Annotated in this window: 15 protein-coding genes and 1 riboswitch; of the genes, 3 read left to right on the plus strand and 12 right to left on the minus strand. The window is 40.0% G+C overall.

Annotated features, from left to right (window positions below; genetic code table 11):
* Window positions 1-56: 56 nt before the first annotated feature.
* Complete coding sequence (locus MKX65_RS23815; protein ID WP_340906045.1) at window positions 57-1,511, plus strand: carbon starvation CstA family protein; 1,455 nt, start codon at window positions 57-59, stop codon at window positions 1,509-1,511.
* 47 nt (window positions 1,512-1,558) lie between these two features.
* Here MKX65_RS23815 and MKX65_RS23820 read toward each other — a convergent pair whose 3' ends face one another.
* From MKX65_RS23820 to MKX65_RS23870, 11 genes are all read right to left on the minus strand, one after another.
* Window positions 1,559-2,773 carry a type II secretion system F family protein gene (locus MKX65_RS23820; RefSeq protein WP_340906047.1) on the minus strand — a complete coding sequence of 405 codons (1,215 nt, stop codon included), beginning with the start codon at window positions 2,771-2,773 and terminating at the stop codon, window positions 1,559-1,561.
* Between the two features lie 33 nt (window positions 2,774-2,806).
* The gene (locus MKX65_RS23825; protein ID WP_160545942.1) at window positions 2,807-3,844 is read right to left on the minus strand and encodes a PilT/PilU family type 4a pilus ATPase; all 1,038 of its coding nucleotides are present in this window, start codon (window positions 3,842-3,844) and stop codon (window positions 2,807-2,809) included.
* A 15-nt stretch (window positions 3,845-3,859) separates the two neighbouring features.
* Window positions 3,860-5,527, minus strand: a complete 1,668-nt coding sequence (gene gspE, locus MKX65_RS23830; RefSeq protein ID WP_340906049.1) for a type II secretion system ATPase GspE — start codon at window positions 5,525-5,527, stop codon at window positions 3,860-3,862.
* Window positions 5,528-5,553: 26 nt separating this feature from the next.
* Window positions 5,554-6,222, minus strand: a complete 669-nt coding sequence (locus MKX65_RS23835) for a hypothetical protein (RefSeq protein ID WP_340906051.1) — start codon at window positions 6,220-6,222, stop codon at window positions 5,554-5,556.
* Window positions 6,219-6,773, minus strand: coding sequence for a hypothetical protein (locus MKX65_RS23840; RefSeq protein WP_340906052.1), 555 nt, complete (start codon window positions 6,771-6,773; stop codon window positions 6,219-6,221). Before MKX65_RS23840 ends, MKX65_RS23835 begins: the two co-directional genes overlap by 4 nt.
* A gap of 24 nt (window positions 6,774-6,797) precedes the next feature.
* Window positions 6,798-7,913, minus strand: a complete 1,116-nt coding sequence (gene pilM, locus MKX65_RS23845) for a type IV pilus biogenesis protein PilM (protein ID WP_340906053.1) — start codon at window positions 7,911-7,913, stop codon at window positions 6,798-6,800.
* Between the two features lie 25 nt (window positions 7,914-7,938).
* The gene (locus MKX65_RS23850; RefSeq protein WP_340906054.1) at window positions 7,939-8,973 is read right to left on the minus strand and encodes a hypothetical protein; all 1,035 of its coding nucleotides are present in this window, start codon (window positions 8,971-8,973) and stop codon (window positions 7,939-7,941) included.
* A 20-nt stretch (window positions 8,974-8,993) separates the two neighbouring features.
* Complete coding sequence (locus MKX65_RS23855) at window positions 8,994-9,407, minus strand: prepilin-type N-terminal cleavage/methylation domain-containing protein (protein WP_340906055.1); 414 nt, start codon at window positions 9,405-9,407, stop codon at window positions 8,994-8,996.
* Window positions 9,404-9,793: a type IV pilus modification PilV family protein gene (locus MKX65_RS23860; protein ID WP_340906057.1), complete on the minus strand. Its 390-nt coding sequence runs from the start codon at window positions 9,791-9,793 to the stop codon at window positions 9,404-9,406. Before MKX65_RS23860 ends, MKX65_RS23855 begins: the two co-directional genes overlap by 4 nt.
* 13 nt (window positions 9,794-9,806) lie before the next feature.
* A complete protein-coding gene (locus MKX65_RS23865; protein ID WP_340906058.1) occupies window positions 9,807-10,559 on the minus strand; it encodes a prepilin peptidase in 753 nt (250 codons plus the stop codon).
* A 68-nt stretch (window positions 10,560-10,627) separates the two neighbouring features.
* Complete coding sequence (locus MKX65_RS23870) at window positions 10,628-10,966, minus strand: type II secretion system protein (RefSeq protein WP_340906059.1); 339 nt, start codon at window positions 10,964-10,966, stop codon at window positions 10,628-10,630.
* A 96-nt stretch (window positions 10,967-11,062) separates the two neighbouring features.
* A riboswitch (cyclic di-GMP riboswitch) is annotated at window positions 11,063-11,146 on the minus strand.
* Between the two features lie 513 nt (window positions 11,147-11,659).
* Here MKX65_RS23870 and MKX65_RS23875 point away from each other — a divergent pair.
* Together MKX65_RS23875 and ade are read left to right on the plus strand one after the other, a co-directional pair.
* Complete coding sequence (locus MKX65_RS23875; protein WP_445677959.1) at window positions 11,660-12,112, plus strand: nucleoside deaminase; 453 nt, start codon at window positions 11,660-11,662, stop codon at window positions 12,110-12,112.
* A 28-nt stretch (window positions 12,113-12,140) separates the two neighbouring features.
* A complete protein-coding gene (ade, locus tag MKX65_RS23880; RefSeq protein ID WP_340906061.1) occupies window positions 12,141-13,871 on the plus strand; it encodes an adenine deaminase in 1,731 nt (576 codons plus the stop codon).
* Window positions 13,872-13,908: 37 nt separating this feature from the next.
* Here ade and MKX65_RS23885 read toward each other — a convergent pair whose 3' ends face one another.
* Window positions 13,909-14,133: a hypothetical protein gene (locus MKX65_RS23885; protein WP_340906062.1), complete on the minus strand. Its 225-nt coding sequence runs from the start codon at window positions 14,131-14,133 to the stop codon at window positions 13,909-13,911.
* Window positions 14,134-14,267: the final 134 nt, after the last annotated feature.

Below are 14,267 nucleotides of genomic sequence, written 5' to 3' on the forward strand. Positions count from 1 at the left end.
GTCTTTTATAATTATTTTTGAAAACGCATTCATTAATATTATAAGGGGGAATTAGTTTGTATACCTTTTTAGCAGGAATTGCCCTACTCATCGTTGGTTACTTTACTTATGGAAAATTCGTTGAAAAAATCTTTGGGGTGAAGGCGGATCGTGCGACACCTGCGTATGTGAATAACGATGGCATTGACTATGTGCCAATGAGCACACCAAAGAACTCCCTTATTCAGCTACTAAATATTGCTGGTACAGGACCTGTTTTCGGACCGATATTAGGAGCTCTTTACGGACCGGTGGCCTTCATATGGATTGTCATTGGCTGTATTTTTGCAGGTGCTGTTCATGACTATCTAACCGGTATGATTTCTATCCGTAACAAAGGAGCTCATCTACCTGAGCTGGCGAGCCGCTTCTTAGGAAAAGTAATGAAGCACGTCGTAAATGGATTTGCGGTTCTTCTTCTTTTACTAGTTGGAACTGTGTTTGTCACCACTCCAGCTAGCTTATTACATGTTGTGATGGACGGAAAAGTTGCCTTATCAATCATTATCGTTGCGATTTTTATTTATTATATTTTAGCTACTTTACTTCCAGTGGACAAATTAATTGGACGTTTATACCCATATTTCGGAGCTTTGCTACTAATTAGTGCGCTAGGTGTTGGAATTATGTTAATTGTCACAGGTGCCCCAATTCCTGAACTATCATTAACAAACTTCCACCCAGATAATCTACCAGTATTACCATTGTTATTCTTTACGATCTCTTGTGGAGCTCTTTCTGGCTTCCATGCTACACAAACACCAATCATCTCTCGTACCACACAAAACGAGAAACAAGGCCGTAAAATTTTTTATGGCATGATGATCACAGAAGGTGTGATCGCTATGATTTGGGCGGCGGCTGCCATGAGCGTATTTGATGGTGGTTATGCAGGATTACAAGAAGTTCTAGCCGCTGGTGGACCTGGAGCTGTTGTTAGCCAAGCGTCTACTGCACTACTTGGTGCAATCGGTGGTACATTAGCAATCCTTGGTGTAGTCGTTCTTCCCATCACATCGGGTGATACAGCTTTCCGTAGTGCACGTATGATTATTGCTGAATATATCAATGTAGCACAAAAGAAACTGAGCAACCGTTTATGGATTGCTATCCCATTATTTGCAGTATCTGCCGTTCTAACTCAAATGGATTTCAACTTATTATGGAGATACTTCAGCTGGGCTAACCAGTCCACAGCTGTTATTGCTTTATTCGTGGCAGCCATGTACCTTTACATCGCGAAAAAGAACTACTATATTGCACTCGTACCAGGAATTTTTATGCTCGTAATGGTGATCACGTATATATTAAATGCCCAAATTGGATTTGGACTTTCTATGAATACTTCATGGATTGGTGGGTTGATCGGAACTGTGGTCTTAGTGGTCATGTTCTTCCGAGCGGCGAAAAAAGCACGGGCAAACAATCTACCGCTTGAAGAAGATATTTCGAATTGGAATCGAGTGGCGTAAAAGTTGAAGCTGACTCTATGTGAGTCAGCTTTTTTTGGGGTTTGCTGTTATTTAAAATTTTCATAGATGGAAAACATCGGTAGCATCGCAGCCATTACGATTAACCCGACGATGCTTCCCAACACCGCAATCATAAGCGGCTCTAAAATGGCACTCAAACGAGTAGACATTTCCTCCACATCGTCTTCATAAAACTCGGCAATTTTCTCAAACATCGTATCAAGCTGACCCGTTTCTTCCCCGATTCGTACCATATGCGTCGTAATCTTAGGAAATACCCAGCTATTTGCTAACGGAGTGGATAAGCTTTCTCCCCGTCTTAATGAATTCTTTGAGTCCTCCAGCACCTTTGCAACAACTGAATTCCCCGCCACCTCTGCACTCATGGTTAAGGTTTGGAGCACCGGTACTGAGCTGGCAAACAGAGAAGCCATCGTTCGTGATACACGAGCTAAAATCGTTTTCTGCAACAATGTCCCAAAGATGGGCGTCTTCAATGCGATTAAATCAAGCATATATCGTCCCTTTGGATTCCGCTTGGTGGCAATAAAACCTACTACTAGTAAGATGACAATGCCTAAGGCGATATACCATTGATGAATCAAGAAATCAGACGCGGCCATCACGATTTTCGTCGGAACAGGAATTTCTCCACCTACAGATAGTAAGTTGTTTAATAGACTCGGAAGTACCTTTGTTAAAAGGATCACGACAACGATCACCGCAACAATGGAAACAGCAATCGGGTACACCATCGCTGACTTTACCTTTTCCTTTACCTTCCGATCTTTTTCATAAAAGATCGCCAACCGGTTCATGACATTTTCTAAGTCTCCACTCGTTTCCCCAGCAAGAACCATATTGACAAAAATACGGTCAAAGATTTTCGGAAACAGTGAGCATGATTTCGACAGTGATGTCCCGGAACGAACATCTTGATAAATGGTCTTTAATGCTTGTTGAAACGGCTTGGATGACACTTGCTCGGACAAAAGATGGATGGCATCGACAATCGGCGTTCCTGCATTCAGCAAGGTAGCTAACTGACGGCAAAAAATAACGAAATCCTGATTTTTTACAGGTGCTCCAATAATTATATTAAGATCCTTATTTAAAATGGATTCTTTTATTTCCTTTAGCTCAGCAATATATAAGCCTCTACGTTCAAGCTCCTCTGCTGCTGCTGCTTGATTGGCAGCCATGAGTTTTCCTTTTTGCTCTTTGCCGGTAAGGGAGTGAATTCCCTTGTATTTAAATTGCATGATTTCACCGCCTATAGCGCGTAATGTCCATGATTACTGATGAGCATCCCAATTCGGAATAAACTCATCAGCCGTTTGTTTGGTAATAGTCCCACTTTGAACAAGCTCTCTGACTGACATATTCATCGTTTGCATACCAAGAGCTTTATTGGTTTCCAAAATGGATTGAATTTGATGAATTTTATTAGAGCGAATCAAATTGGCAACCGCATGATTATTCACTAAAATCTCCATAGCCGCTCTTCTTCCGTCATCTTTGGCAACAGGCAATAATCGTTGGGAGACAACCCCCACTAAAGTACCTGCAAGCTGGGTACGGATTTGCTGTTGCTGCTCAGCTGGAAACACATCGATGATTCGATCCACCGTTTGGGCTGCACCGGATGTGTGGAGAGTTGCCAGAACCAGATGACCTGTTTCAGCAGCTGTAATCGCTGTACGAATCGTATCAAGATCTCGCATCTCTCCCACAAGAATCACATCAGGGTCCTGCCGTAGTGCCGCTCGTAAACCGATCGCAAAGGAATTAGAGTCCAACCCAATCTCCCGCTGATTCACGATGCTTTTTTTATGCTTATGCAAGTATTCAATTGGATCTTCTAGCGTTAAAATATGCTTGCTCATATTTTCATTTATAAAATCAACAATGGACGCAAGCGTCGTGGACTTCCCACTTCCCGTTGGTCCTGTAACGATTAATAATCCTTGTGTCTTCTGTGCAAACACCTTGATAATGTCTGGGAGATGAAGGTCAAGAAAGTTTGGTACATTACTATTAATCACACGACAAACAATCCCCACAGAGCCTCTCTGTCTAAAAACATTCACACGAAAGCGGCAGATTCCCGGTAAGGCATAGGAAAAATCAACTTCACCTTTTTGGTCAAAATGCTCCTGCAGCTCTGGAGTCATGAGCTCTCTTGCCATTTCCTCTGTTTCGTTAGGAGTGAGAGCTTGGCTTCCTACCTTCTTTAACTTCCCATTGATTCTTACAATAGGAGTAACTGCCGTCGTAATGTGTAAATCCGATGCTCCATTTTGAAATGCGAATAATAATAGTTTTTGAATCATCTTGAATTTCCCCCATTATTCTACCGTTACGCGATAAACCTCTTCTAAAGTTGTTAACCCTTGTGCAGCTTTTTCCAGTCCGTCCTCAAACATCGATACGAAGCCTTTTGTGTTTACGTACTTACGATAAGCAGAGTCCTGCATTTTCTGTGTAATCATATTGCGTAGCTCATCATCAATGAGGAGCGTCTCATGAATGGCCATACGTCCGCGATAGCCTGAGTTATTACATACCGAGCAACCTTTCCCCTTTTTCAAGTTGCTCGTTACCATTCCTCTTGATTGGAACACTTCTCTTTCTTCATGTGTTGGATCATACGGGCTGGCGCAGTTTTTACATATTTTCCGTACCAAACGCTGTGCCACAACCCCAGTCACAGCTGAAGACACGAGGAAGGGTTCAATCCCCATATCCATCAATCGGCTAACCGCAGAAACAGAATCATTCGTATGAAGCGTACTTAATACAAGGTGACCAGTTAGGGCTGACCGCAAAGCAATTTCCGCGGTTTCTGTATCACGAATCTCACCCAGCATGATAATATCCGGGTCCTGTCTGAGAATGGAGCGAAGTCCCGCCGCAAACGTCATACCAATATTCGCTTTTACCTGAACTTGATTAATTCCTCGGATCTGATATTCAACCGGATCCTCAACCGTGATGATGTTCACTTCATCAGTATTTAGCTTTTGCAATGCCGTGTAAAGGGTGGTGGATTTTCCTGACCCTGTAGGACCAGTAACGAGAATGATTCCATAAGCATTGCTAATCATTTTTCGGAAATTGGCCTCGTTTCTCTCTGAAAAACCAAGCTTTTCAACTCCGAGAACAACGTTTCCTGTGTCCAGCAAACGCATAACAACCTTTTCCCCGAACACGGTTGGAAGAATTGATACACGTAAATCTATATTTCTCATATCAATCTCCATTTTAAATCGACCATCTTGTGGAAGGCGCTTTTCAGCGATGTTCAGCTTGGACATAATCTTGATTCTTGAGACAAGAACATTGTTCATGTTCTTCGGGAGGGTACGCTCTGTTCGCAGAACCCCATCCACACGAAGACGAATAAGCGTTTCGTGTTCATGCGGGTCAATATGAATATCACTAGCCCCAACTTGAAGCGCCTGGCTCAAAAGCTGATTCACCATTTTCGCGACTGGGGAATCATCCGACTGCTGCGCTTCTAAAAAGCCTTCGTCATCCTCGTTTAATGGCATATCCTCAATCATTTTATCAATCGATTTTTGCATGCCATAGTAACGATTTAATGCTACTTGAATTTCATGCCTCTTTGCTATCGCTGGCTCAATCCTGAAGCCGGTGCTCAAGCGAAGATCGTCAATCGCAAAATAATCGAGTGGGTCGACCATCGCCACTAGCAATCTATCATTCGTCTTTTTAAGCGGAAGCAGCTGGTACTTTCTCGCTAACTCTTCATCTATAATATTAATGAGCTTTCGATCAATCTCAAGCTCATACAAATTCACTTTTTTAATGCCGAGCTGAAATTCCAGCACTTGAATAATCGTGTCTTCATCCACGATATTCATCGCAACTAATTGATCACCGAGACGCAAACCAGAACTTTTTTGCTGAAGCAGGGCATCCATTAATTGCTCGTCTGTAATTACATTTGTTTCAATAAGCAAATCGCCTATACGCTTTCGCTTAAGTGCCATTCGTTTGCTCTCCTTTTGTTCATTAGTTATTCCAATATCTGTTGAAAGGCTTCACAATAAAACACTCGTGCAGAGATGGTTGCATCCATATTACCCTTTTCAGAATTTAAAGAGTATGTGACATTCTGTATATGAAACACTCTCGGCAAATGTTCAAGCTTATCCACGAACTCATTGATGTCTTCATCACTGCCATTCAATGAGATTTGCACATCATTGTAAGAAACCGTAAACTCCTTAACTTCACTTACTCTTTCTTCAAGAAGCTTGTAGATCGATTCAGGAAATAAGGTACTCCACTGATCCTGCTCAACCGTTCCATCAGCGGTAGTTGTCGCTTCAGCTTGAGCCTCTTCGTCTGACTCCGTTTGGAAAGAGATAGTAGAAACCGATGTTCCTGTTTCTCCTTCTGTTTTTTCAATATCTTTGATGACCTGTTCTATATTTGGACGTCCAGGAATTCCTTGAAATAACTCCTGCTTTTCGGCTTCGGTCATCGTTTGTGGCTCTAACGATTGGAGCACCTTTTCATAGCTGGTCGTGTCAGCTTCAATTCTTTGTAAGTCCGCTTCCTTTACTGCTTTTTCTGCAGCAATTGGTCGTAAGATAGCCCAGTAAAAGATCCCACAAAATAAAACCAATATCGCGATCGCAATAATTAGTATCTTTTCTTTTAGCAAACTCTCTAATTTCATTGCTGCTCACCTTCTAACGTCACAACAGTTGCTTCAAAAAATGCTTCGTACAAATTGGTCTCCGTATTTAAACTAATACTCGTCACCTTTGCCTCTGTCACAAAATCAGCCTCTAACAACTGCTGAAGGTAGGTTGCCGCTGCATCTTTGGTTGGGAACATAACCGTCATGGTTAGTGCACCCGTGTTTTCAAAGGTATAGTTGGAGACGGAACCACCTTCGGGTAGAAACTGGTATAGATCTTCTTTTATGGTGATTGGGTTTTTATAAATCCCATTTAAAAATCCATGAATTTTATTATATTTATCTACGAAATTATATTCTGTCACACCCGTTCGACGGGCCGTAATCTCCGCTAACACCGTATCTCTCGCTTCCGTACTTTTTGCAACTTTCTCGTCCAGCTCGTGTACCGAACTTTTCACCATAATAAATAAAATAATGAGTAATGCGGAGATCACAAGAAACAAGCCTGCTGCACCCAGTAAATACGGCAATCTATTTAACCTGTTTCTCCTCTCCTGTGGCAATAAATCAATGCTAAAGTTCACTACGATCTCTCCTATCTACCACCATTACTTTTTCCACTTCTTCTTTACGGTTTCATTTCCTTTAAGAGCTAGTCCAATCGCAACGCTTGTTGAATTCAATAGGTCTTTTTTATGGAAATTGTTCGCGACAATCTTTGAAAAATCAATATCCGCTACTTCTACCTCAAGACGATCAGATAGGACAGATACAAATTGACAAGCGTTTTTCCCGGTAACAATGACTCGTTTAAAATGGCTATTTCCCTTGCTTAAAGAGAATCGAAAGAAGTTTTGTGCTTTTTCTATTTCTGTGACCACATCATTAATATAGGTCTCTTCATAAAGAGCAGATTCCTCAACAGAAGCAGCTGCTTCTACTAAATTTTCTACAAATCCATCAAAGGGCAACACATCACTGGTTGAAAATAAATCTTCCTGTTCAATCTCCATTGCTCCCACTGTCATGGTTCTTGAAAAGGCAATGGTACCATTGGCGAAAATATGAATATCAATGGATTCCTTAGACAAATCAACAACCATCTCGGTATCATGCAACCACTCAGGGTTTGTATGTGAAATCAATCGCTGTAATGCCGTCCCGCGAATCTCCGCACTCAATGGCTTCAAACCTGCTTGAATACTCACTTCCAATAGGTCCTCAGATAATGGTAATGATGTCGCAAAAAACAGAATATCCGCTTTATCGGTTGCCATCTCTCTTAACTCAGAAGCAAACTCCACAGCCGTCAATTTTTCAATATCCATCTGCTCGTCTGGCTCCGCCTTAATCGTCCCGATCTTCACAAAATCATAAATAGATTTTTCAAACGGAAGATGAATACTTTCCCCTACTTGGTATTGAAGAAGCTTCGCAAGCGCATCTTCCTTTAAATCAGGAAGCGAGGTAATTCGTCTCACAATGATGTTTTGTGTTGGAAAGGCCAGATGAACATGCTTGTCCAACACCTTCTCCTTCAACAAGTCGGCTATACTTTTTACATCGGATATTCTTGAATTTTCTATTATGGAATTCTTTGTATTGATGACATCTATATCAAGTAAAACAGGATTGTTGTTTTGGATTTTTACCTTCGCAGTAGTTAGGTACTGATCGCGGAAGTCTATGCCCGAGAATGTATCGTTTTTCTTGAAGTTGAACATGTTGCACCTTCTTTCTATGGTTGATTTATCGATTGGTTGAGAAATTGATCGTATCTGAATCTAGACTAGATGAATATTTATCTGATGAAGCTGTCCCATTAAGAATGGAACAAACATTTTTAATGTCAGAACATTCCATGCCTTCCCCTCTTCCATTTACTTCAAAGTGTGCTGTCCCATTATAGTTTTTTGCTATTAAACCGCTATTTACTGTTACTACCGAGTTTCCATTGTGTGTAATTGACTCTGCAATTAATACACCCTCAATGACTAATTGAGTTACTGCGTTTCCACTTCCACCAATCGTTATATCTTTTACATATACAATGGCGCCTTTAGGAATAATTATGGTTTCTCCACCGCCACTTATAGAGATCTGAGAGAATTTTGTAATTCCTTTTGGAAAAGTGTATATGTCACCCTTTTTAATTTCATTAGGCCCAATTGAAGTTGTGTAGCTATTCCAATTAATCCCTAGATCCGCAATAACCTTGTTATAATCAATTGAAGCAATGGACATCCGAAGACCTTCCTTGAATTGGTCCTTTTCAATAAAATGTCCCGGAGATACATAACCGTATGCTGTTGTTGTTTTAGTTAATGCATCTGCACTCACGTTAACATCAAAATCTATATTTCGGACAACTTTTGACTGGTTCGCATTTGCATAGCTTGCCTGTAAGGTTACTTTCACCGTTTGCATATTTGAATTTGGTGTGATGGAACTTATGTTTGTTGGGTTTGTTGTAACTTTTACCTGTACATTTTTTTCACCAATTTGATAGGTTTTCGTATTATTTGTAATATCCTTCAAATAGGCAAAAGGGCCACTATTTCCTGTGCTGGAGTTTTTATAATTACTCATCTCAGACAAGACAATTTCAATCGCACCTTCTGCCCGATAAAATTCCTCTTGTTCCTTCGTTGTTTTAACAACATTTTGAAGGCCATAAGTAGTGGTCGATAACATGGCTGTTCCAACGATACTAACAAGGACAACAATAAAGAGAACAATCATTAATGCTGCTCCTGATTCGTTACCTTTTGATCTTTGTATCATGTTCATCCCCCATCGACCACTTAATACCTAACTCTTTTTTGTGCATCATTAAAGACTTCTGTTGAAACCTTATACTCGTGATCACCTTTTTCTAATACTAGTGTCACTTTGTATCTTTTTTTCGTTCCACCTTCTACTAACTGTTCAGTAACCGTATAGCTCTTAACATTCTTGGATAACACAGTTCCTGATACTAATTTTATTTCACCATTAGAGTAAACAATTTTACTGTTAATCTCATTTCCATCTCTCACCGTATTCGAGATCGTTTCCATAATAAAACGAGCCTCACGCTGGAGTTCATTTTCCTTTGCTACTGCTCGTTCCATTTTAGTCCCATAGCTAAACAGGGAAAAGGCAAGTGCGGAGATACTTACCATAATTAAAATGACAATGAGTAACTCAATTAGTGTTACACCCTTTTGATTTCTCACTGCTTTTTCACCACCGTGACAAGTTCTAAACTAGAAGAGTCAGTTGATACTATTTTTGCTGTTACTTCAAAGAACTCAATCGCACTATACGTAACCGGATTTACTGTAATTGTTACTTTCGCATCATAGTTAGCTATAGTAGCGGTGCCGCAGCCCTGATCTTTTTGGCAATAATATTGTGTAGGGGAGGTTCCGCTTATGTACCCCTTTTCACGGATAATCTCCATAATTTGTTGACCATAATAGTTCAATTGCGTGTCTTCACCTTGCTCTACCGTCCTGGTAAATGAACCCGTCATAATTAAGAGCAACGGTACAATCACCATTCCAGCAATAACAACAGAGATCAATAATTCGATTAATGTGACTCCCTTTTCGTTGTTCATTTTTATCTGCCCCTTATAGGAGTAATGAGCTATACCAAGTCCAAATATCCTCTCCGTACAGGTAAGCCACTAATGTTCCAATCATAATCGACGGCCCAAAAGCAATCGGTTCTCTACGTTTAACAATTTTAAACGCGATTAATAGTATCCCAACAACAGCTCCTACAAATGAAGCTAAAACCAAGCTCATTACAGTCAGTGCTGGGCCGAGTACCACTCCAATAGCTGCATATAGCTTAATGTCACCACCACCCATGCCGCCTTTGCTAACAACAGCAAGCAACAAGAGCAAACCAAAACCTACCACACCGCCTGTTAAGTATGTTAAAAATGGTTCTTCCCCTATAAAGATACGCACAATGACAAGAACTACAATACTAGGAAGAGTAATGACGTCTAAAATCAATTTTTCACGGATGTCTGTTAAAACAGAAAGAATTAATAATGTTGATAATAGGATGGCAGGAATTAGTTCAAAAGTAAGCCCTATTTCTTTGTAAACAACAAAAAATATAATGGCAGTCATAGCTTCTCCTAATGGATATAAAGGAGAGATTTTTTCTTTACAATAACGACAACGACCTTTTAAGAATAGATAACTAAATAGAGGAAATAAGTCAAAGAAACCTAGCCTGTGATTACAGGAGGTACAGTGGGATGGTGGGTAGGAGATGGATTCTTTTTTTAGTAGGCGGATAGCTACTACGTTGAAGAAGCTTCCGAATAACAGGGACAGTATAATAACTATTAGATCTATTATGAGCATACATTCAGCCCCTTTTTATTTATAATTTAAAACTGCCGCCGCCTTTAAAGACGACGGCAACTCATAGATTAGTTTACTTTACAAGTTGTTGTAACCTTATTTTTCCCTTCATTAAGAGCGAATCCAGTACCACCCTCTGCACAATTAGGAATAGAATCAATATATTTTGGAGCCAACCCATCAATTGTTGAAGGATACGAACCCTCAACTGTGTAGTATCTATTAACAGCATCTTGTAATACTGTTTGATTTTGTTTGTTTGTATTAATCAATGCATCATTCTTATTATTCATCACCATCGGAATCGCAACAGCAGCAATAATCCCCAAAATAACAATAACAACAAGTAGTTCAATTAGTGTTAAACCAGCTTGGTCTTTCATTTTCTTCTTTAATGATTTTAACATGAAGAAAGGTCCCCCTTTTAATTTTTTATGTTTTTTCGAGAGGTTTTTCTTAAATTTGGGAATAAAAAAACCTTTACAGCTCATTCTATGGAATGTAGTTGTAAAGGTCGGTTGCACCAATCGCTCGATATGACTCAGGTGCCCACGTACAAGTCATATTTCTTCGCGCCCTTATCTAATGAAAAAGACTCTGTAATAAACATTACTTATTTACTAGTAGTGTACACTAAAAAAAATGAAAAAAAAAGAGGTTTTATGTAAATTTCACACTAGGTAATGTTAGGTAAATATTATATTAAAAACAGCGTAAATTCTTCTTACTCCCTTATATTATTTTTATTCATCAATCCCCTTTCTATACTCCTTATTTTTTAGAAATAATAATGTAAACATATTTCAAGTGATTTGAATCTATTGGTTCTTTGTACCTATAAAATAACACCAAATTAACTCAACGTAAATAATCTGACAAGTTGCTCCTACCTTTTCCAGGGAAGAGCTTTTTTTGTTGTTAAAAAATATCACAACATAACAGACAGAATATTCAAACATACATATAATACAGAAATAAACCCACCTATTATATGAAGCTTCTTTAATCCCTCCACCCAAAAGAAACTAACCTTTTTACAAAGGTTAGTTTTTTACTCAATCTCACTAGAAAAGGTGATTCTATTGGAAAAAGTATTTTTTATGAATGAAGCGATTAAGTTAGCGTGTGAAAATGTGTTAAGTAATCATGGTGGTCCCTTTGGGGCAATTGTGATTAAGGACGGGGAAATTATCGGTAAAGGCAAAAATGAGGTCACCAGCAGCAATGACCCTACTGCCCATGCAGAGGTTCAAGCGATTCGTGAAGCTTGCTCCTATTTAGGCAGCTTTCAACTGACAGATTGTGAGATTTATACAAGCTGTGAGCCGTGTCCGATGTGCATCGGAGCGATTTATTGGGCGAGACCAAAGGCCGTCTATTATGCGTGTACGAAAGAGGAAGCAGCTCAAATTGGCTTTGATGATCACTTTATTTATGAAGAAATTAGCTTGCCAATTGAAGATAGAACGATTATGATGAATCAAATTACGGTTGGCGAGTATAATCTACCTTTTAAAATGTGGGAAGTATCTTCTGGCAAAACAGAATACTAGTCTCTTTTAGACACTCTAGGAGGAGAGTATGGATAAAAACAAACTAAAACAACGTATTGAAGCAGCCTCAGGGAAAATAGAGGCTGATCTTGTTATAAAAAATGGCAAGATTATTGATGTATTTACCGGTGAAATTTATGAAGGTGACGTTGCTATTACAGATGGTGCCTTCGTTGGTGTAGGGCATTATTCTGGTAAAAAGGAATTTGATGCAGGCGGCCGATATGTATGCCCTGCTTTTCTGGACGGTCATGTTCATATTGAATCATCAATGGTATCTCCGAAGGAATTTGCGAAGGTTGAGCTTCTAAAAGGAGTGACCACTATTGTTGCCGATCCTCATGAAATCGCCAATGTACTGGGTGTAAAAGGCATTCAACTTTTACTAGATACATCGGAAAATCTCCCCTTCAATTTTTATTTTATGCTTCCTTCCTGCGTACCTGCCACTAGCTTTGAGTTAGCGGGTGCCACACTTGAGATTGAGGACTTGTCCCCCTTGTTTTCCCATCCAAGAGTGCTCGGTTTAGCAGAGGTGATGAATTTTCCCGCTGTGAAAAATGCGGAAGAATCGATGTTAAATAAGCTATATGAAGCAAAGCGGTTAAACGCAAAAATTGATGGTCATGCTGCCGGTCTGAGCGATATGGACATTAATGTCTTTATGACTTCTGGTGTGCGTACCGACCATGAGTGTACCACGGCAGAAGATGCGATGGCTCGTTTGCGCCGCGGGATGTACCTGATGATTCGAGAAGGCACCGTGGCTAGAGATTTAAAGAAGCTACTTCCTGTTGTGAATGAACGAAATGCTAGACGCTGTCTATTTGTCACAGACGATAAGCATCTTGATGATATCCTTCATGAAGGTAGTATTGATTACAATGTTCGATTAGCCATTTCAGAAGGACTCGACCCCCTTACGGCTATTCAGTTAGCTACCATTAATACAGCTGAATGCTTTGGTTTACAGGAAAAAGGAGCGATTGCACCAGGATATGACGCGGACTTTTTACTGCTAGATGATCTAGAATCTGTAAGCATCTCCCATGTATTTAAAGATGGAAATCTTATGGTTGAACATGGGCAATTAATTTATTTCCCAGAAAATGAGGAAGTAGATATCTCTTCTGAATATGTTAATACCGTTTGTTTTCATGATTTTACCGAAGAGGCATTACATCTTCCTATTATTGAAAACAAAGCAAATATTATAGAAATCAATAAAAACAGCCTTGTAACCAATCATCTTATTGAAGAAGTAATGGTAAATGAAACAGGTTGTTTTGTACCATCGTTTGAAAAAGATCAATGCAAGCTGGTCGTCATTGAAAGGCATCATTATACGAACGAAATTGGTGTAGGAATCGTAAAAGGATTAGGATTGAAAAATGGAGCGATTGCATCAACAGTTGCTCATGACTCACATAATTTAGTGGTCGCTGGAACTAGCGACTCTGATATCTTATTTGCTGCTCAAAAAATAAAAGAAATGCAGGGCGGACTTGTGGTTGTGAAAGATGGAGAAGTGTTGGCCTCTCTACACCTCCCTATTGCTGGCCTTCTTTCAATGGGCACATATGAAGAAGTGTACGCTGGCTTAAATAAGCTAACCTTTGCACTCGAAGAAATTGGTGTAGGTGAAGGCTTCAACCCGTTCTTAACCGTATCCTTCTTATCTCTACCCGTCATTCCAGAGATTAAACTTACCGCTCAAGGACTTTATGATGTGAAAAACCAAAAGCATATTCCATGTTAAAAAGGTAGAAGGAGTCCCTTCTACCTTTTACAAATTCTTATAAACTATCACCTGTTGTAGTACTTTGATCAGTCGTGCTTGAATCCGTTCCAGGTGCTGTACCTCTATCTGGTCGTTCCATTCCTTCAGGAGGTGTTCCTCCATCGCCTCTCATTCCACCACCGCCACCACGGCCTCCCATTCCACCCATACCGCTTTGGGCTTCTGTCACACCTGATTCATTCAGCCAGGTTACTACGTCGGAAATGGTGAACTCGACCACCTTCGTGCCGCCACTATATTCTCCATCCGTATATAAACCATTTGTTTCCGTACCTGTTGAAGTTCCTCCAGAGTATAATATAGACTCTCGGCATTCGCCGAGTTAGATGGTACAAGGATTTTCTTGTACCATTT

It is taken from the genome of Robertmurraya sp. FSL R5-0851, assembly GCF_038002965.1.
Classification (GTDB): Bacteria; Bacillota; Bacilli; order Bacillales; family Cytobacillaceae; genus Robertmurraya_A; species Robertmurraya_A beringensis.

Bases quoted from the DNA above. Each gene is read 5' to 3' on its own strand.
- MKX65_RS23820 (WP_340906047.1), bottom strand. From the start codon at position 2,773: ATGCAATTTAAATACAAGGGAATTCACTCCCTTACCGGCAAAGAGCAA.
- MKX65_RS23825 (WP_160545942.1), bottom strand. From the start codon at position 3,844: ATGATTCAAAAACTATTATTATTCGCATTTCAAAATGGAGCATCGGAT.
- gspE (WP_340906049.1), bottom strand. From the start codon at position 5,527: ATGGCACTTAAGCGAAAGCGTATAGGCGATTTGCTTATTGAAACAAAT.
- MKX65_RS23835 (WP_340906051.1), bottom strand. From the start codon at position 6,222: ATGAAATTAGAGAGTTTGCTAAAAGAAAAGATACTAATTATTGCGATC.
- pilM (WP_340906053.1), bottom strand. From the start codon at position 7,913: ATGTTCAACTTCAAGAAAAACGATACATTCTCGGGCATAGACTTCCGC.
- MKX65_RS23850 (WP_340906054.1), bottom strand. From the start codon at position 8,973: ATGATACAAAGATCAAAAGGTAACGAATCAGGAGCAGCATTAATGATT.
- MKX65_RS23860 (WP_340906057.1), bottom strand. From the start codon at position 9,793: ATGAACAACGAAAAGGGAGTCACATTAATCGAATTATTGATCTCTGTT.
- MKX65_RS23865 (WP_340906058.1), bottom strand. From the start codon at position 10,559: ATGCTCATAATAGATCTAATAGTTATTATACTGTCCCTGTTATTCGGA.
- MKX65_RS23870 (WP_340906059.1), bottom strand. From the start codon at position 10,966: ATGTTAAAATCATTAAAGAAGAAAATGAAAGACCAAGCTGGTTTAACA.
- MKX65_RS23875 (WP_445677959.1), top strand. From the start codon at position 11,660: ATGAATGAAGCGATTAAGTTAGCGTGTGAAAATGTGTTAAGTAATCAT.
- ade (WP_340906061.1), top strand. From the start codon at position 12,141: ATGGATAAAAACAAACTAAAACAACGTATTGAAGCAGCCTCAGGGAAA.